Annotated in this window: 13 protein-coding genes, 1 pseudogene and 1 riboswitch; of the genes and pseudogenes, 5 read left to right on the top strand and 9 right to left on the bottom strand. The window is 37.9% G+C overall.

The genetic code is table 11. The features are described from left to right. Positions 1–35: 35 nt before the first annotated feature. From OXPF_RS00980 to OXPF_RS00955, 6 genes are all read right to left on the bottom strand, one after another. Positions 36–716 (bottom strand): Crp/Fnr family transcriptional regulator, encoded by a 681-nt coding sequence (locus OXPF_RS00980; RefSeq protein ID WP_054873349.1) that lies wholly within the window; start codon positions 714–716, stop codon positions 36–38. Positions 717–1067: 351 nt separating this feature from the next. Next, a complete protein-coding gene (locus tag OXPF_RS00975; RefSeq protein WP_054873348.1) occupies positions 1068–2714 on the bottom strand; it encodes a cobalamin B12-binding domain-containing protein in 1647 nt (548 codons plus the stop codon). Continuing rightward, positions 2714–3841: an NAD/NADP-dependent octopine/nopaline dehydrogenase family protein gene (locus OXPF_RS00970; RefSeq protein WP_054873347.1), complete on the bottom strand. Its 1128-nt coding sequence runs from the start codon at positions 3839–3841 to the stop codon at positions 2714–2716. Before OXPF_RS00970 ends, OXPF_RS00975 begins: the two co-directional genes overlap by 1 nt. Positions 3842–3848: 7 nt before the next feature. Then, positions 3849–3993, bottom strand: a riboswitch (cyclic di-AMP (ydaO/yuaA leader). Between the two features lie 335 nt (positions 3994–4328). Further along, positions 4329–4952 carry a GntR family transcriptional regulator gene (locus tag OXPF_RS00965; protein ID WP_054873346.1) on the bottom strand — a complete coding sequence of 208 codons (624 nt, stop codon included), beginning with the start codon at positions 4950–4952 and terminating at the stop codon, positions 4329–4331. An 81-nt stretch (positions 4953–5033) separates the two neighbouring features. Further along, a complete protein-coding gene (locus tag OXPF_RS00960; protein ID WP_160317121.1) occupies positions 5034–8072 on the bottom strand; it encodes an ABC transporter permease in 3039 nt (1012 codons plus the stop codon). Between the two features lie 2 nt (positions 8073–8074). Further along, positions 8075–8779: an ABC transporter ATP-binding protein gene (locus tag OXPF_RS00955; protein ID WP_152967668.1), complete on the bottom strand. Its 705-nt coding sequence runs from the start codon at positions 8777–8779 to the stop codon at positions 8075–8077. Between the two features lie 177 nt (positions 8780–8956). Between OXPF_RS00955 and OXPF_RS00950 the strand changes: the two genes are divergently transcribed. Further along, positions 8957–9793, top strand: a complete 837-nt coding sequence (locus OXPF_RS00950; RefSeq protein ID WP_054873344.1) for a hypothetical protein — start codon at positions 8957–8959, stop codon at positions 9791–9793. On the opposite strand, the gene OXPF_RS00945 is transcribed toward OXPF_RS00950, so the two are convergent. Beyond that, the gene (locus OXPF_RS00945; protein WP_242854286.1) at positions 9783–11585 is read right to left on the bottom strand and encodes a GGDEF domain-containing protein; all 1803 of its coding nucleotides are present in this window, start codon (positions 11583–11585) and stop codon (positions 9783–9785) included. The genes OXPF_RS00950 and OXPF_RS00945 overlap by 11 nt on opposite strands. Positions 11586–11798: 213 nt before the next feature. Here OXPF_RS00945 and OXPF_RS00940 point away from each other — a divergent pair, with 213 nt between their 5' ends. Beyond that, positions 11799–12632: a histidinol-phosphatase HisJ family protein gene (locus OXPF_RS00940; RefSeq protein WP_054873342.1), complete on the top strand. Its 834-nt coding sequence runs from the start codon at positions 11799–11801 to the stop codon at positions 12630–12632. A 139-nt stretch (positions 12633–12771) separates the two neighbouring features. On the opposite strand, the gene OXPF_RS00935 is transcribed toward OXPF_RS00940, so the two are convergent. After that, positions 12772–13353: a zinc dependent phospholipase C family protein gene (locus OXPF_RS00935; protein WP_054873341.1), complete on the bottom strand. Its 582-nt coding sequence runs from the start codon at positions 13351–13353 to the stop codon at positions 12772–12774. 295 nt (positions 13354–13648) lie between these two features. Between OXPF_RS00935 and OXPF_RS00930 the strand changes: the two genes are divergently transcribed. Continuing rightward, on the top strand, positions 13649–14812 hold the full coding sequence (locus tag OXPF_RS00930) for an aldo/keto reductase (RefSeq protein WP_054873340.1): 1164 nt from the start codon (positions 13649–13651) through the stop codon (positions 14810–14812). Between the two features lie 94 nt (positions 14813–14906). Continuing rightward, positions 14907–15932, top strand: a complete 1026-nt coding sequence (locus OXPF_RS00925) for an aldo/keto reductase (protein ID WP_054873339.1) — start codon at positions 14907–14909, stop codon at positions 15930–15932. Positions 15933–16186: 254 nt separating this feature from the next. On the opposite strand, the gene OXPF_RS00920 is transcribed toward OXPF_RS00925, so the two are convergent. Continuing rightward, on the bottom strand, positions 16187–16837 hold the full coding sequence (locus tag OXPF_RS00920) for an adenylate kinase (protein ID WP_054873338.1): 651 nt from the start codon (positions 16835–16837) through the stop codon (positions 16187–16189). 440 nt (positions 16838–17277) lie between these two features. On the opposite strand from OXPF_RS00920, the pseudogene OXPF_RS00915 reads away from it, so the two are divergent. Next, a pseudogene (locus OXPF_RS00915) lies at positions 17278–17536 on the top strand (methyltetrahydrofolate cobalamin methyltransferase); the annotation flags it as partial.

The following is a 17536-nucleotide window of genomic DNA, read 5'->3' as shown; positions in this document are numbered from 1 at the left end:
ACCTCGTTCATTTAAGCAGAACGGGGTGTTTTTATTCAATTATCTATCCATTTTATCAGCTGGTCAACATCCTTTATGATTATAGTGTCGCCCATATCTATGATTTTATCTTTTTTAAGTTTTGATAATGCCCGGGTAACCGACTCCCTTGTAGTTCCGGCAACGTCTGCCAGTTCCTGCCTTGTTATATCGATATTTAATTCTATACCCCTTGAAGTTTTTACTCCATGGCTTTGAGAGAGCTTTAAAAGGGATATGGCAGTCCTCTGCAGGGTGTCCTTAAATGCCAGGTTGCGTATCTCTATACTTGCCATGTGAAGCCTGCGGCACAATACTTTAATGAGCTCAAAGGCCAGAGAGCCATCTTCCTTCATGAGTAATTCAAGTTCATCATTTTTTATCATGCCTATCCGGCTGTCTTCAAGTACCTCTGCAGTAGCAGGATAAGCGATATTATTCAATATTGTCACTTCACCAAATACATTACCATCACCGAAAATGTGAATAATATGTTCCCTTCCGTCACTTGCTGTATTATATATTTTAACCTTGCCCGATATTACATAATAAAAGGCATATCCGGGCTCGCCCTCCATGAATATTATCTTTCCTTTTTTATACATCCTTTCATGCCATATGCTGCAGACTTTGATAAGGCTTTCGTCGCTTAAGTCACGGAACATAAACATCTTTCTCAATAGGCTGAAATCGGCCATTCTTTTCCCCCCTATTATAAACATAACCATAGCTTACAAAAATAAATATAACCAAGGATTTCATATAAATTTAATGCTTATCAGCTTTTTATTATATTTTAGTCCTAAGTTCCGGTTCAAGCATAATATATATTCCTAATTGATTTCTGCTTTTAAAAAGCATATTATTTTCGCATTAAAAATCAGTATTTATAAATTTATATTACAACTTATTATTTATAATATAATATATAAATCGATAATTTATTGCAATTAATTTTTATCAAGAACATTTTAGGATAAATGGAAAAGGCATAAGAATTTTAATTAAAAATCCTTATGCCCTTTTTATTTTAGGAGGACTATTTTCAATTATTTTGTAAGCATATCTATTCTGTTAAAAAGCATATCTATTCTGTCGCATTCAGATATAACCGTGTCTTTTACATCGTCATAGGCTACACAGCAGCCATTTACCATCCTGGTTTTCAAAGTTCCCTTTGCAGCTTTGTTTCCCTTAAGATGGGGTGCATCCAAAATTCCAATAGCAATTGCCTCTGCAATGACGGATGGGTCACACCAGGGATCCTTTGATTCAGGGGAAATTTGATACATGGATTTTAATAAATACTGGGCTTCATCAATAAGCTGATTCTTACGGCTCTGTACTTCTCTATCCATGGACATATCAGGAAGCCCTAACAAGCAGTTTTTAATTACTCCCCGGGCTATGCTGGCGCTTTCGATTATATCTTCGGGCAGGGCTGCGTGATGAGCTTCGCAAAATCCCACTACATGTACTATGTGAGGCTTAACTGCCATACCAAGATAAATTGAAGCTGCCATCTGTCCTTTAGCAGTATTTAAGTCATCCGGAAAGCTTGCAAGTCCGGACCTGACCTGGCGATAAGCTTTGAAGTGTTCATTCTCCAGAGATTCTATCATCTCTATTTTAGCCAGCATTTTAGCTAAATCCATTTTTGGAGATATGGCCGGAGGTACATTGAACATGTATTGTGCAATATAATCCTTAACTCCCATTCTTTTGGCATTGTAGGCAGCTAGAAAAGCCGAGGCCACGCCGATGGTATCGTGGGCGTCTCTTAAACTCCAATGATGTGATTCATTAACCTCCACGGGTATATTTCTATCGCCGTGCCATTTCATAAGGGCCTGATTTTCCCTTATGGAAGTTTCAACATCCCTTGGGCCTCTTCCGTCTAAGACGTTATACCAGCATAATGGAACTGCAGCCCAGCTGTTATTTATAGTTTCTCTCAGCATTTCTGCGAAACGGAACACATCGCTGGTACCGCTGTAACATCTTAAAAGAGGGTAATTACCCCTTCTTGATGCTTCATACATCTTTATGAAATCTTCAGGAGATCTTACCGGTACCCCCCCGGCACCATCCAAGGCACTGCTGGCCTTCTCCATTTCAAAGAAATGTTCCTGGGCATTCTGATCGGGGGCTATGGAAATAACGTCCAGCACCTTTGCTTCCGATATGGTTTTTATGCCTTCAATGGTAGCCGAAAGTGAAGGCAGACCAAAATGATGCCGGAGCACAGGATATGGATATTTTCTATTTATTCTCTCAATTAAGCTACTTTCAAAATAAGTATCCTTACAGTCACTGGATTTACCGCTAAGATAGCATATGGTAAATTCATCATCGCTGCTCCCGTCAAAGATTTCTTTAAAGAAGCTATAGCTTTTTGCTACTTCGCATACCGGACGGGTACCGCCAAAAAGCCATTCTATGTTTAATAAACCGTTATCTTCAATTGCTCTTTGTAACTCATCCAAAAGGGGCTTTACCGCAGATGGAGTCAGCCTGTAGCTTACCCCCACTATATCGGGTTTTTGCTTCTTTATGGCTTTAATAAGGTTTTCTATGGAAACTGCAGGGCCTAAGAAGTCCGTATCATATCCTTCTTTTTCTGCAAGCTTGAGAAAATTTGCAACACCTGCTACGTGGACGCAATTTCCGATAGCAGCTGCAATTATCTTTTTCATTATGCAACAACCTCCCTGGGCCTTTCAACTATACCGAAAGTTGCAAGCTCCATAAGCTCACTTACCGTAAGTCCTTCTATTCCTAAATTTCTTACATTTCGGCCTGCCGCAAAATAGTTTTCACCGTGAGCAGTGCATGCCAGATTTATGATAGAATCAATTATTGGTGTCCTGATGCCTACAGTTGCCCCTATGGCTGAAATAGGAACCAGGCTTTCGGGTATATCTTCAAAAATATATCTGGTATCCATTGAACTAGGGGCCTTAATGCCCATATATCCTGAAGTATTCTGAATGGCTTCATGAAGGCTTTCTCCCTTTGAACCATAAGTGACTTCAAGCCATTTAAGGGCCGTAACTGTTTTGACTCCCAGCGCATGGGCTACTTTAACTCTTTCTGAATCCATCTGCTCTAAAATTTTTGAAACAGTGGGAGTGATGCCTTCTAAATAATATTCAAAATCTCCATTGGTGGATTCTATCCGTCCGCAGTTTAAAAGGGTAGGACAAGGATGAAAAATAGCACCAATGTTATTGAGGCTGGTTTCCAAAACATTATCTGCCGGAATAAACTGAGGATAAGCATCCTTTATGGTATCCACAACGTACTTTGTCATATATGAGGGTATGGAAGCCAAGGATACTTGGTTTTTAATGCTGAAAATTTTAACAACGCCTGCTGTTTCTGCACGGCAAGCATAAACAAAGGTCTGGGCTTCAGATATTATAATATTTTTATTGGGAGCTTTTTGCTTTATGATATTAAGAAACTCCAAAGCGCCGCCTGTCCTGCCGGGATTTAAGACAATGATTTGCCCGTCTTTAAGGTAAGGATGGCATAGATTTGCTATCTCTCTATGGCCTGATGCCGGGATGGTTACCATTATTACATCTGCGTTTTCTATTGCTTCTTTTATATTGTCTGTCATTGAAGAAAGCCTGCCGAAGCCTTCTTCTTTTCCGGTGAGATAAATACCTCTTTGTTCCTGTATTTTCTTTATTTTCGTAATGCTTCTATTGTATAAGCGCACATTGTGCCCGCATAAGGCCAGATGCGCGGCCATCGCCTGACCGCCGTTACCTGCTCCGATAACAGCATAATTCAAGCTCTTTTTATTGTTCTTCATAATTTTTACCTCCTCTTTCTTTGGCTTACGAGGTTAGCTGACGGATTAGGATCGAAAGAGTATGACCCCTCCAATGCATTTAAATGCATCGGATTCACCCCATATTATCGGGTCCCCCGCTTCACATACTGTGAATTCAGCGCTTGTTAATAATTTTAAATTACCAGACCTCCTTGAGATAGCAAGATACAACTTAATTATATTATTTAAGTTGTCAGTTGTCAATTTCTTAAAATAAATAAATTAAGGGTCTGTTGCATTTTAAACACTGCATTGCTATGTTCGTGTTCTGCAAGTTCTAAGGCTCCCTGCCTTGAAAATACAAGAATTTTTAAACTTCACTCCGCTCAAACAATCTAAAATTCTAAGTATTTTCTGCGAAAGTGTCACCAAGAACTTGTACAGAACTCTCACAATGCTCATTACGTTGTTTAAAATGCAACAGACCCTGTTTATATAAAAACTATATATAATTAAGTATAACATTCTATACATTCAGGAAAACTTTAACTCTTTTTAAAACTCCTTCATCTCCAACCACCACAATCACATCCCCTGCCCTAAACTCAGCATAAGGGCCGGGAGAAAGTATAATGTCCTTGTCTCTTCTGATTGCTATTATGGTAGCGCCGGTATTTTGCCAGAACTTTACGGAAGAAACGGTCTCACCGACCACCATCGAATCTTCCTTGATTTCTATTTCCAGCGGATTATAAGGGCTTATGTTTCTTAAGCGGTCGGAATAATCTATTATTTTTTCAATGGTATTGGCAAGGTTTGAATCAATCTCTTTTTTATCCTCAAATAGCTTGTCTAAATTCATTTTCAAGGATGCTATGGATTCCATATCCTTGAATTTGTCTATAAACTTACAGGCTTCCTCCTGGGAGTTAATGGTAATGCCACTTCCATGGGAAACTGAAACCACATCCATGTCCTGAAGGAGAATTACCGCCCTTCTCACAGTTTCAGGAGACACATTATATTCGCCGGCAAGAGTGGAACGACCGTGAATTTTACAGCCTGCCTGAAAGTCGCCGTTTACAACGCGGCGGGCAATATCCAGTGCTATTTGCTGATACATTGGCTTTTGTGTTATTTCTTCGCCCATTTGCGGCCTCCCCAAAATAATTTACACAATTATAATAACACCACTTGGCTTGTTAGACAATAATATAAACAGTATAAATTATTAATCTACCGATTTCAAGGATTCAACCATGGTTATTTTCTTAAGCTTGAAATACATTACCGTGTTTACCAATGCTGCAAATACTGCTGTGAGAATGGCTGAGTAAATGTAGCTTGGTATTTTTATCTCTCTTCCGAACATAAGGCTTTCTATTTCAGCTGTAAGTATTATAAACTTGTGAAGGAATATGCCAAGTACCAGGCCGGCAAAAATGCCTATGACGGTTAAAATAGCATTCTCTCTGTATACATAGGCGGACACTTCATTATCGTAAAAGCCAAGGACCTTGATGGTGGCAATTTCTCTTAAACGCTCGGTTATATTTATATTTGTAAGGTTGTATAAAACCACAAAGGCTAAAGCTCCTGCAGATGCAATCAAAACTATTATGATAAAATCCAGGCTCTCTACAATATCGCTTAAAGTTGCCATTGTATTGGAGGAAAGGGTTATGGAGCTCACCTCGGAATCCTTAATCAAATCTGTGGATAATGTATTTTCAAATTCCTTTGAGCCATCGGCAATGACGGCTTTAACCTGATTAAACTCTATCTCATCCTCGAAAAGGGAATTGTAAAGCTCCGGGGTCATGTAAATATAATGGAATACGAAGTGCTCTGTTATACCCGTTATTTTTACATACACCTTGTTATCATCTTCATCCGTTAGATATATGGTATCCCCAACAGCTACATTTAAAAGTTTAGCCAGCTTTTCGGTAATAATTACGCCCTTGTCATCAAGCTCTAGCTTTTCCCCCGTTGTTCTCACCCGGAAGGTTATGAAATCCTGAAGCTTCGTGGTATTTTTTGAAACTATTAAGGATGCAGCTTTTTCGGTTAATTCAGTTCCGGCATCCACATTTTGTTCATTCAAAAGTATATAATCTGTTATACGGTTATCCTTTGCAATATCAGTCAATATTTCCGGAGTTTCGTCGGTCTTATAGCTCTCCTTAAGGTTGACGGATAAATCGTAGTGATAAATCTCCCCATATTGTTTTTGAGATATGGACAGAATAGAATCCCTTAAGCCATATCCGGTTACCAGCAGGGCGGTACAGCCGCTTATACCTATTACCGTCATAAAAAAACGCTTTTTATACCTGAACATATTTCTGGCGGTTATTTTATGGGTAAAATTAAACCTGGACCATATAAAAGTAATTCTCTCCAGCAATATCCTTTTTCCTGCCTTGGGCGCTTTAGGCCTCATAAGAAGAGCAGGTGTCATTAAAAGCTCTTTGTTGCAGGAAAAAAAGGCTGCCAGTGTAGTCGTCAATACGGCGGCTGCCATGGATAATGCGGCATATTCCACATTGAACTCCGTAATAATGGGAGGCAATGAGTACATGGCGCCATAGGCATTGAAAATTATTGTAGGGAACAGGTTAAAGCCCACTAAAAGCCCCAATATGCTGCCGCCTATGCTGGCAACGGCGGCATATAGAAGGTATTTTGAAGCTATGGACAGTTTATTGTAGCCTAAAGCTTTAAGTGTTCCTATATATGTCCTTTGTTCATCTATCATCCTGGTCATGGTAGTTAAACAAACCAGTGCGGCAATGAGGAAAAAGAACACGGGAAATACTGCAGCAATTGCATCCATTCTGTCTGCGGCGCTGCCGTATTCGGCAAATCCGGGGTTGGTGTCCCTATCCAGTACATACCATTCCGGTTCCTCCATCTCCTCCAATTCTTCCTCAGCAGTTTTTATTTGCTGGTTGGCCTGGTGGAATTTTATATCAGATAACTTTTTCCCAGCCTTTATGTCAAGATTACCTCTTATGATGTCTTCAATTGAATTATCAATCATAGTTCTATTGCTTATAAAATCATCCAGTATGCTTTTTTTATAAGCTTCAAGTCCCCTTTTTTCACTTTCAAGCCGCTGCCTCGAGACTTCAAGGCTGGCTTTTGCTGCATTAAGCTGTGACTCCATAGCCTTATATTGCTGAAGTTCGGTTTCTGATGCCCGCTTCATTGCAGAATTTATACTTTGAAGGTTTTTATTCAGTTCCCTTTCATTTTCTTCTAATTTTCTGAAGCCATCGTTTATGCTGTCTTCGGCTGCTCTCATGGTATTGTAAAATTCATCCTCGCCGGATGAAAGGGACATGTTTGCGCTTATAATTTGAAGCTTTGATTCCAAAAGGGCAAGGTCGGCAGTATTTATTTCTTTATTTTGCTTTCTTTGTGTCATATCCAGCTGCCATTTTTGATTGTTAAGCTCTTTATAAGCATAATAAAGAATTTCATCATTACGTTTTTTTACCCTGTCTTCCCCTACATCCTCTAATGCTTCCTTCACAGGGTCGACAATTGTTTCATATATATCATCATAGCTTTGTGCATCCCTGGCGCCCTTTACGGTTACAAAAACATCGGTGTAAAGCGGCAGCCTGAAATTATTCTGAGGTACCAGTATAAAGCAGTGTACTTTGCCGTTTCCAATAGAACTTGTTCCTCTCTCAAAGGAAATGTAATAAGGCGATTCCACGATGCCCGTTATGGTATATTCGCTTACTTTAAGGCTCTGGCTAATGTTCCAGTCCGTTCCCGATTCCAGCTTAATTTTAGAGCCTATGTTTAGGTTGGGACTTATATTCTCGCTTTCTATTACGCATTCATTTTCCTTTTGCGGAAACCTTCCGGATATAAGCCTTACCCTGTTTATATATGATTCGTCAGGATTATACAGCTTATTCATAGGCAGGGACAATACTTTAAATACCACATCTTTTTTCTGGATGCTAACTATTGCATCCATGGAATAGGTGGGGAAAACTCCTTCTACTCCGGATGTGCTTTTAACGGCTTTCACATCCTCGTCATTAAACCCTATAGTTGATACAAGCCTTATATCCATAAGCCTGTATTCATCAAAATAGGTATCGGCAGTGATTTTCATGTCCGGACAGGCAGCCTTGATTCCCGCAAAAAAAGAAACACCCAGGGCAACAATGGCAAAAATGGAGAGAAACCTGGAAAAGGTCTTTTGTATCTCTCTCAATGTATCCTTGAGCAGAGCATTTTTCATAGCTACCATTCAATCCTTTCCACAGGCATAGGATGTTCATTTACAGATATATCATCCACTTTACCGTTTTTAACTTTTATAACCCTATCAGCCATAGGGGAAATGGCAAGATTGTGAGTTATGACAACGACAGTCATGCCTAAATCACGGCAGGTATCCTGTAAAAGTTTTAATATGGATTTACCCGTATTATAATCCAATGCCCCGGTTGGTTCGTCGCATAACAGCAGTTTGGGGTTTTTGGCAAGGGCCCTTGCTATGGCAACCCTTTGCTGTTCGCCGCCGGATAATTGGGCGGGAAAGTTGTTTGCTCTGTCCTTTAAACCTACCTGTTCTAAAACTTCTGCCGGGTCGAAGGGATTATCGCATATCTGAGTGGCAAGTTCCACGTTTTCAACGGCAGTAAGGTTTTGCACCAGATTGTAAAACTGAAAAACAAAGCCAATGTCATGTCTCCTGTAGGTTGTCAGCTGCTTTGAATTATAGTCTCCTATGTTTCGCCCGTCCACAATAACCTGTCCGCTTGTTAATGTGTCCATACCGCCTAAAATGTTTAATACCGTGCTTTTGCCGGCACCGCTGGGTCCTACCACAACTACGAATTCGCCTTTGTCTATGGAAAAGGAAACGTCATCTAAAGCTTTGATTTCCACTTCCCCCATCTGATATATTTTTTTTACATTTATAACCTCTATATATTTTTGCAAATGTACCCCTTCTTTTTGCTCGATATTTTCAATGAATTGTATTGATATATAATATGTAATCTTTTTATATATCTTTAATTTTAGTTAATTATCATTGAATAATCAATGTTGAATTGGCGGCAGACATTGCGGTACTATTGACATGGATAATTCTTTTAAAAGCGAGGAGGGCGAGGGTTGAAAAAAAGAAATTTTCTTATACTGTTCTTTTTAATAATTTGTTTGACCTTTGGGCTGTATTATTACAATATAAATTCAAAGGAAGTCAGGGGAGTGGAAATTATTAACCTTGACAAAAACAATAAAAAATTATTGTTTTACGGTTCAAATCATTCAAACGATATAGACAGCCCCATGTTTAAAGACATAGAAAAGAATTTCAACAGAATTAAACCGCAGGTTGTTCTGGTAGAAGGGGATTTTAATGCAATAAAATATGCTGATATGTATGAAGCAATAGAAAAGGGAGAAAGCGCATATGTTTCATATCTGGCTCAGCAAAAGGATATACCGTTACAAAGTGTGGAGCCTTCAATGAGAAGACAATATGATATCCTTCTTGAAAAATACAGCAAAGAGGACGTTCTGTTAATGTATGTTCTAAGGCAGCTTTATCAGTTCCAAAGAGAAAGTTCTGTTCAAAATATGGATTTTGAACAGAAGCTCGAAAGATATCTGGATGTTATGGCAAATCAGGGTTTTCCTTTTAGTTCTGAAGAAATTCTGTTAAAGAAAGTACTCGCTTTATTGAAAGAACATCTGAATGCAGATATTGACAGCAGCAATTGGATGGATATTAATTATTATGATTTGATTTATAGAAGTGGCACCAAGCTCAATAGAATATATAGTGAGGTTCTGAATATCAGAAATCAACATCTGCTGTCTGTCATAGAGGATAGCTTGAACAAATATGACAGAGTGTTTGTTATAATGGGAGCAGACCATGTAAAAACACAAAGAAAAAATATCGAGAATATTTTTTTAATACAGCAGGATAAAACTAAATATTAGTCATATTACAGGAAATATCCTTATCTGCATTTATATAGCAGCTCTTCTTCATTGATTTGCATTTTTTCTTTATCTGTGCAGCCAGCTCGGATATTTCATGAGAGTTCATAAATTGCCCTCCTTTATTGGTTATCACGGCAATTGAAACGGACATTAAAGGAAAATTTTCTAAGACCCCATATCTGTTAATTGCGGTTATAAATCCCTTTGCAAGGTCTTTTTCATTATAATAATGAGTTATTGCTTCATCAAAATTCTTAATGATATTACTGCAAATTTCTTCTGTTCTTTGAAATGAGTTTAAGCAAACTATAAAATCATCACCGCCTATATGCCCTAAAAAGCGATCTCGGGAGGGTACATCACTTAAATTTTCTTCAATTATTTTAGCCGTATGCTTTAATATATCGTCTCCGCTCTCAAAGCCGTAAATATCATTATATGCTTTGAAATCGTTCAAATCCAGGTAAAGAACAGAAAAGTCTCCCTCTGAATCTATGAGTTCTTTAATCTTTTTTTCTATAAGTATATTCCCCGGAAGACCGGTTAAGGGGTTTAAGTGCCTTGCATATATAAGCTCGATGTTGGTTGTCTGTTCAAGAAGCCTTTTTACAGTAGTTATACCGCAGTATTTATTATCCTTTGTGATGATAATATAATCATAAATATTTTCTTCTTTCCTTGCCATAGCAGCTCTTGATACCATAGATAAGGAATCATTATAATCAACAATAAGGGCATTTTTGTCCATAAGGAGCTTTATAGGCCTGTTCATATAAATTGCAACTCCGTATTGAGTGGCAAGGCGTTCATTAAATTTAGATTTCATGATAAGACCTAAAGGCTCCTGATTTTTATTTACGACGGCTATGCCCTGAAGGTTATCGTCCTCGAATTTTTCTTTGACGTCCTTGCACAGGGTATCAGGCAATATAGAGGAATCATAGCGGATTATATTCCCCACTATTTCTGTTTCAGAATTGTTGAAGTACTTGGAAGATTTTCTTCTGTTGGCATTTGCTATATGCTCTTTTAGGGATTGGGGAAGCTCTGCAAATTTTTTGCAGGGCTTATGAAGATAAAAGCCCTGACCGTAAGGTATACCGATATTTATGAGGGTATTTAATTCATCCAAGGTTTCAATGCCTTCTGCGATTATTTTCATATTTGTAACCTGGGAAAAATCCAAAAAACTAATTAAAAGAGACTGCTTGAAGCTGTCTTTATCAATATTTCTAATTAAGTCCATGTCTATTTTTATGTACTGAGGATGAGTTTCTGCTAAAAGCTTCAGTCCCGAATAGCCTGCACCGGTGTCATCAATGGCTATCTTATAACCCTGCTCAACATAGTTTTCCAGAAGCATGCGGAAAGTTTTATAGTCCTCTATGGCGGTTTTTTCGGTTATTTCAAAGATTATATTGTTTGGGTCTATGTTATTGTTTAAAAGAAAATCCTGAGTGAAGCCTCTTTTAAAATTTTCATCCTTGATAACGCCAGGGTCTACATTTAAAAAAAGCTTTTTTTCGGAAGGCATTGTTTGTGCATTATTAACTGCTTTGATTCTGCACAATAGCTCTAATTCCCAGGTCATGTTATATTTGTGGGCTATTTCAAACATGGTATCCGGATTTTCTAGAATTGAGCCTATTTTACCCCGGGATAAAGCCTCATAGCCTATTACATGACCATCGGTCAATGAAACAATAGGCTGAAAATGCGTATGCACTTCTTTTGCAGCAAGCATATTCTTCAGCTCCAAATAATAAATTTCATCATCTGATATGCTCATATAAACCATCCTTTGTTATTAGTATTCCTCAAAATTGCAGTGTGATTTTAATTATGGAATATCTTTGTCACAGGGGCATTAAAGAGCTGTTAATTTGAGGTTAAAAGTCTTTGTTATATGCAATTAATCAAGACTTAATATGCCTTTAACATTATTATGTTAATATGTATTTGAAACCAATAAGGCTAAATATCATAAAAACAGGAGGTATGCATGTATTTAATAGATTACCATATGCATTCAAAGCATTCAACGGATGGAAATGATACAATATCTAGGCTGTGCGAAAATGCCATTAAAAAAGGCCTGGATGAAATAGCTATAACCGACCATTTCGAACCCTCAGCCAAAAATATAAGCTACAGAGAATATAAACCCAATGCTTACTGGAAGGATGTTTTAGCGGCAAGGGATAAATTCAAAGGAAAGCTTAATATAAAAATGGGTGTGGAATTAGGTCAGCCTCACCAGTTTAAAGAGACATCGGAGCTCTTATTAAAATCACTGCCTTATGATTATGTAATAGGTTCGGCCCATAAATTCCCTGATGGCACTGATGTCAGTGAACTTAACTTTGATAAAATCAATCTCGATGATTTATATGTTGATTATCTTAAAGAGCTAAAAGCGCTGGCAGACTGGGGTCAATTGGACTGCGTAGGGCATCTGGATTTGATAAAAAGATATGGCGCAAACCACTTTAAAACAAGGATTACACTTATGAACAAGCCTGAACTTTTAAGGGATGTTTTAAAGACATTGATTGAGAAGGGGAGGGGGCTGGAGATAAATACTTCCGGATTAAGGCAGGCTCCAAAGGAAACCATGCCGGGAATAGACGTTCTTAAGCTTTACAGGGAATTAGGGGGAGAAATACTGACCATAGGCTCAGATGCCCATTTTGCCTGTGATGTGGGAAAAGGGGTTATAGATGCCGTAAATCTTGCTCATGAAGCCGGGTTTAACTATATAACGGTATTTGAAAACAGAAGGCCTCAATGGAAAAAGATAATTGATAAAAAATGCAGCCAAAAAATATCAGTATAATTTAAGCCATAAAAATAAGCCCCGAAAATTCACGGAGCTTTTTATTTTTGCATAAACATAGATTCCTGGGGCTGCTGGCAACTATAGCATGTGGGATTCTTATTTTTGCATAAATAAAAAACAGGTTATGGTACGTATATTATGCTGCGTCAATATCCAACCTGTTTAATGATCTTGTTAATATGAAATTGCATACGGTATAGCTTGCTTCAAGAGCGTAATTTATATCCTTAAGATGAGATTTGTCCTCCATATTATAGTTTTTAAGCTTATTCTCCAAATAATCGATGAAATTATCCTTGTATATGGTGTGGGACAGGGTGTCTGCAGGGATTGTGATGCTGTTTTTCAGTTTGCCGATTTGGGATTTAAGGTCTGCTTCATAAAAGAAGTGTCTGATTTTATCTTTTTTGTATATATCATCATTATGGGCATAACAGAAATAATCAGAAACGTAATGGACTATTATTCCCAGCCTTTTGGAGTAATCCGAAGCTTTTGCTTCATGGTTCTGGAACAATACTTTTGATAATTTTAAAGCCTCACCTGTTATGAAGTCCATACTTTCATCCATATAGTGGCCTATGGATAAATACTTGGGGGAAAAATCCGGTATAATGCTGCCAAATCTGAAAGCTGCATTATTCAGCAATATTTGCTTTTCTTCTCTGAGCTTTTTTGAAATCATATCGGCAATGTATGCATGGGTGTGTGAAAACATAACAATTCCTCCTAATATTATTTCTAGAATATAATCTAACAAAATCACATTAATTTTATGTATTAAGCAGGTTAAATCAGGTTAATTCAGCGTGAAATATTAAATTTTATTATAATTTTTCTTCAAAAAATATATTTATATATTGGGCAGAAATATATTTTTTATTTAAAAATTGCCATATAAGGTATAGAATATAAGAAATGAGTTATTATCTATAAGGACTTATGTTTTTTACAGAATGATTTAAATAAGATTAAAAAAATTTTTTTATATTTAGCTCTAAGGAGGAGAAAAAATGCAATACAGGAAATTTGGTAAATTGGACTGGGAAGCATCCGCCCTGGGTTTCGGATGTATGAGGCTGCCTACATTGGACGGAAGAAATGAAAGCGTCGATGAAGAAGAGGCCATAAAAATGATACGCCATGCCATTGATAATGGGGTAAATTATGTGGATACAGCATACTTTTATCATGGCGCAGGCTGGGTTCACGGAAAAAGTGAAGTGGTCTTAGGAAAAGCACTGAAGGATGGTTACAGGGAAAAAGTCAAAGTGGCTACAAAATCCCCTGTCAGAATTATAAAAGAAGAAGGCGATTTTGACAGATTTTTAGATGAGCAATTAAAGGCGCTTGATATAGACTACATTGATTTCTATCTTTTACACGGCCTTTCGAAGCATAGCTTTAAAACAGTCAAGGATTTAAAGCTCATTGAAAAAGCAGAGGCCGCAATATCGGACGGAAGGATTAAACACTTAGGCTTTTCATTCCATGATGACTATGATACCTTTGAAGAAATAATAAATTACTATGATGGATGGACCTTCTGCCAGATACAATATAATTATATGGATGTTGATAATCAGGCAGGAATGAAAGGCTTGAAGCTGGCTGCCTCAAAGGGCATAGCCGTCGTACTTATGGAACCTTTACTCGGAGGAAAGCTGGCAAATCCCCCTAAAACAGTAAAGGATTTGTTCGCATCACACAGCAAGCAGAAAACTCCAGCCGACTGGGCATTACAGTGGCTATGGAACCAGCCTGAGGTTACTGTCATATTAAGCGGTATGACTACCATGGGGCAAGTGATAGAGAATCTAAAATCAGCAGATTCCTCCGGAGCAAATTCATTGAGCAGCGAAGATTTAAAGCTCATTGACAAGGTCAGGGAAGAATATTCACAAAGAACATTAATCCCGTGCACCGGCTGCAGCTATTGTGTTCCATGTCCAAATGATGTGGAAATACCGAGGAACTTCAAAACATATAATGAAGGATATATGTATGATGATCTATCGGGTGCCCGCGGTACATACGTAAGGTTTCTAGGTGAAGAAAACCGGGCAGGCGCATGTATACAGTGCGGTGTCTGTGAAGAAAAATGTCCGCAGAAGATAGAGATAAGCCAATGGATGCCAAAGGTTCATGAGGTGTTGGGTTTAGGAAAAGAATATTAAAAAAGTAAAGATTCACTCCAGGAATAAATTAATCAGTTTATCCCTGGAGTGAATTATATATTGCTAAGTTTGAAACATAGGAAGGAGATTAGTTATGGATAAGTTCAGACTGGGGCGTACCAATTTGATGGTATCCAAAAGCGGATTCGGAGCGCTTCCCATACAGAGAATTTCATTTGCGGATGCAAAAATTATTTTAAGAAAAGCCTATGATAACGGAGTTAATTTTTTCGATACTGCAAGGGGATATTCAGACAGTGAGGAGAAAATCGGCCATGCTCTGTCAGATGTCAGAAAGGATATAATAATAGCCAGCAAAAGCCCGGCAGAAAATAAAAAGGACTTGCTTCAAGATATAGAAATCAGCTTGAAGATGTTAAAAACTGACTATATAGATATACTTCAGCTTCATAATCCCAAAGATATCCCTGACCCCGATGATCCCGACAGCTTATACGGCGGGCTTTTGGAAGCAAAGAAAAAGGGAATGATACGTTTTTTAGGTTTTACCAATCACAGGATAGAGATAGCAATAGAAGCTGCAAGATCAGGAAAATATGACACTATCCAGTTCCCTTTAAATTCTTTATCTACCAATAAGGATTTGACAATTATTGAAGCCTGCAAGGAGATGGATTTGGGGGTTATTGCCATGAAAGGCTTATCAGGCGGCCTGATAACAAACGTGGCTTCCACATTTGCATTTTTGAGGCAGTTTGATAATGTTGTTCCCATTTGGGGGATCCAGAGGTTGAGCGAGTTGGAGCAATTTATTGAATTTGAAAAAAATCCTCCTGTTCTGGACGAAAACATGATGAAGGTTATAGAAAAGGACCGTTTGGAATTGGCGGGGGAATTCTGCAGGGGGTGCGGCTACTGTATGCCATGTCCTGCTGGAATTGAGATAAACAACTCCGCTAGGATGTCACTCCTTTTAAAGAGAGCTCCTTTCGAGCGGTATCTTGAGGATGACTGGAAAGAAAAAATGGAGCTTATCAATGACTGTATAGACTGCGGCAACTGCAAAAGCCACTGTCCCTATGAAATTGACACTCCCAATCTTTTAAAGAAAGAGCTTAAAAAATATCTGGAGTTTTACAGTGCACACAAAAATGCATAACAGAAGCAAAAGAGCCATTTGCAAATTGCAAATGGCTTCTTAATAGATTGGGGCTGTCGCATTTGAAACACTGCATTGCTGTGCTTGAGTTCTTCAAGTTCTAAGGTGCCCTGCCTTGAAAATACAATAATTTTTAAACTTCCTTCGTTCAAACAATCTAAAATTCTAGGTATCTTCGGCAGAGCCACCAAGAGCTTTTAAAGAACTCTCACAATGCTCATTCATGTTGTTCCAAATGCAACAGCCCCTTCCATCTATATAATGCTGTTCAATGTCTGAGTTATGTCATAGAATACCTGCTCTTCTTCCTGCTCGCCGTTGATCTTTACAAGATTGCCCTTTTTGGAGTAAAAATCAATAAGAGGATAAGTCTGTTCCCCATATACCTTGAGCCGTTTTGCTACAGTCTCTTCGGTATCATCTGCTCTGGTATAAAGCTCACCGCCGCATTTATCGCATTTGCCTGCTTCTGCCGGATTTTTGAAATATAAATTAAAGACTTCGCCGCAGCTTTTGCATACCTGTCTGCCGGTTATTCTCTTTATTATGGTATCATCATTAACATCTAAACTTATCACTACATTCAGGCTTTTTCCAAGCTCGTTGAGCCTTTTATCCAAAGCTTCGGCCTGCACAGTTGTTCTTGGAAATCCGTCCAGCATGAATCCTATCTGGCAGTCGTCCTCCATAAGACGGCTTTCAACAATTCTTAATGTAAGCTCATCGGGAACTAAAAGCCCTTGATCCATGTATTTTTTTGCTTCCATTCCTATTTCTGTTTGTCTTTGTATGTTGCTCCTGAAAATATCTCCCGTTGAAATATGGGGTATATTATATTTTTGCTGGATTCTTGCTGCCTGGGTGCCTTTTCCGGATCCAGGTGCGCCTAATAATATTATTCTCATCTCTGCTCCTCCGAAAAATTTAGTATGTAATTCTGATTTCGAGTTTTAAAGAATAAAAGCAGCATATAGCTTGTACATTAGAAAACTTTATAAAAAAGATTATTAGTTCATAAAATACCATAAAAGCTATATTATTACCCTGATTCTTTATATATTAGTATAACACAAATATATGCATTTTAAAATATACAGAAATAATAAAAGAACATTTAATAAGATGTAAAATACAAAAATAAATCAAATTTTTGTATTTTTTGGTTTAAATGTACAATAATAATATATCTATTTTTTATTAGTTTTTGAAGAGAATATTGAGATGCCTTGATTGAGCTTAGGAATAACAGCAATCAATAGGTTTGACACAAAATAAAAATAATGCTAAACTGCAAGTAAATATATGAAATATAAGAAAATAACGGTTTTTTAGGAGGGTGTTTAAATTGATAATCATTGGTGAAAAAATCAACGGTACCATACCCAGCGTTAAAAATGCCATCGAACAGAAAGATGAGGCTTTTATCCGGGATTTGGCTGTAAGGCAAGCAGAAGCAGGTGCTAATTTTATAGATGTGTGCGCCAGCACTGCACCGGACATAGAAGTTGAGACTTTAAAATGGCTTATGGACATAGTTCAAAATGCGGTAGACAAGCCTGTTTGCATAGACAGCCCCAACCCAAGGGTAATTGAAGCGGTATTTA

This window comes from Oxobacter pfennigii (genome assembly GCF_001317355.1).
Taxonomy (GTDB): domain Bacteria; phylum Bacillota; class Clostridia; order Clostridiales; family Oxobacteraceae; genus Oxobacter; species Oxobacter pfennigii.
This window is presented reverse-complemented; position numbering and strand designations above follow the sequence as displayed.

What these genes read in the sequence shown, in the direction of transcription:
- OXPF_RS00940 (WP_054873342.1), top strand. Translation starts at nt 11,799, where the DNA reads ATGTATTTAATAGATTACCATATGCATTCAAAGCATTCAACGGATGGA.
- OXPF_RS00970 (WP_054873347.1), bottom strand. Translation starts at nt 3,841, where the DNA reads ATGAAGAACAATAAAAAGAGCTTGAATTATGCTGTTATCGGAGCAGGT.
- OXPF_RS00960 (WP_160317121.1), bottom strand. Translation starts at nt 8,072, where the DNA reads ATGAAAAATGCTCTGCTCAAGGATACATTGAGAGAGATACAAAAGACC.
- OXPF_RS00965 (WP_054873346.1), bottom strand. Translation starts at nt 4,952, where the DNA reads ATGGGCGAAGAAATAACACAAAAGCCAATGTATCAGCAAATAGCACTG.
- OXPF_RS00920 (WP_054873338.1), bottom strand. Translation starts at nt 16,837, where the DNA reads ATGAGAATAATATTATTAGGCGCACCTGGATCCGGAAAAGGCACCCAG.
- OXPF_RS00930 (WP_054873340.1), top strand. Translation starts at nt 13,649, where the DNA reads ATGCAATACAGGAAATTTGGTAAATTGGACTGGGAAGCATCCGCCCTG.
- OXPF_RS00935 (WP_054873341.1), bottom strand. Translation starts at nt 13,353, where the DNA reads ATGTTTTCACACACCCATGCATACATTGCCGATATGATTTCAAAAAAG.
- OXPF_RS00975 (WP_054873348.1), bottom strand. Translation starts at nt 2,714, where the DNA reads ATGAAAAAGATAATTGCAGCTGCTATCGGAAATTGCGTCCACGTAGCA.
- OXPF_RS00925 (WP_054873339.1), top strand. Translation starts at nt 14,907, where the DNA reads ATGGATAAGTTCAGACTGGGGCGTACCAATTTGATGGTATCCAAAAGC.
- OXPF_RS00945 (WP_242854286.1), bottom strand. Translation starts at nt 11,585, where the DNA reads ATGAGCATATCAGATGATGAAATTTATTATTTGGAGCTGAAGAATATG.
- OXPF_RS00980 (WP_054873349.1), bottom strand. Translation starts at nt 716, where the DNA reads ATGGCCGATTTCAGCCTATTGAGAAAGATGTTTATGTTCCGTGACTTA.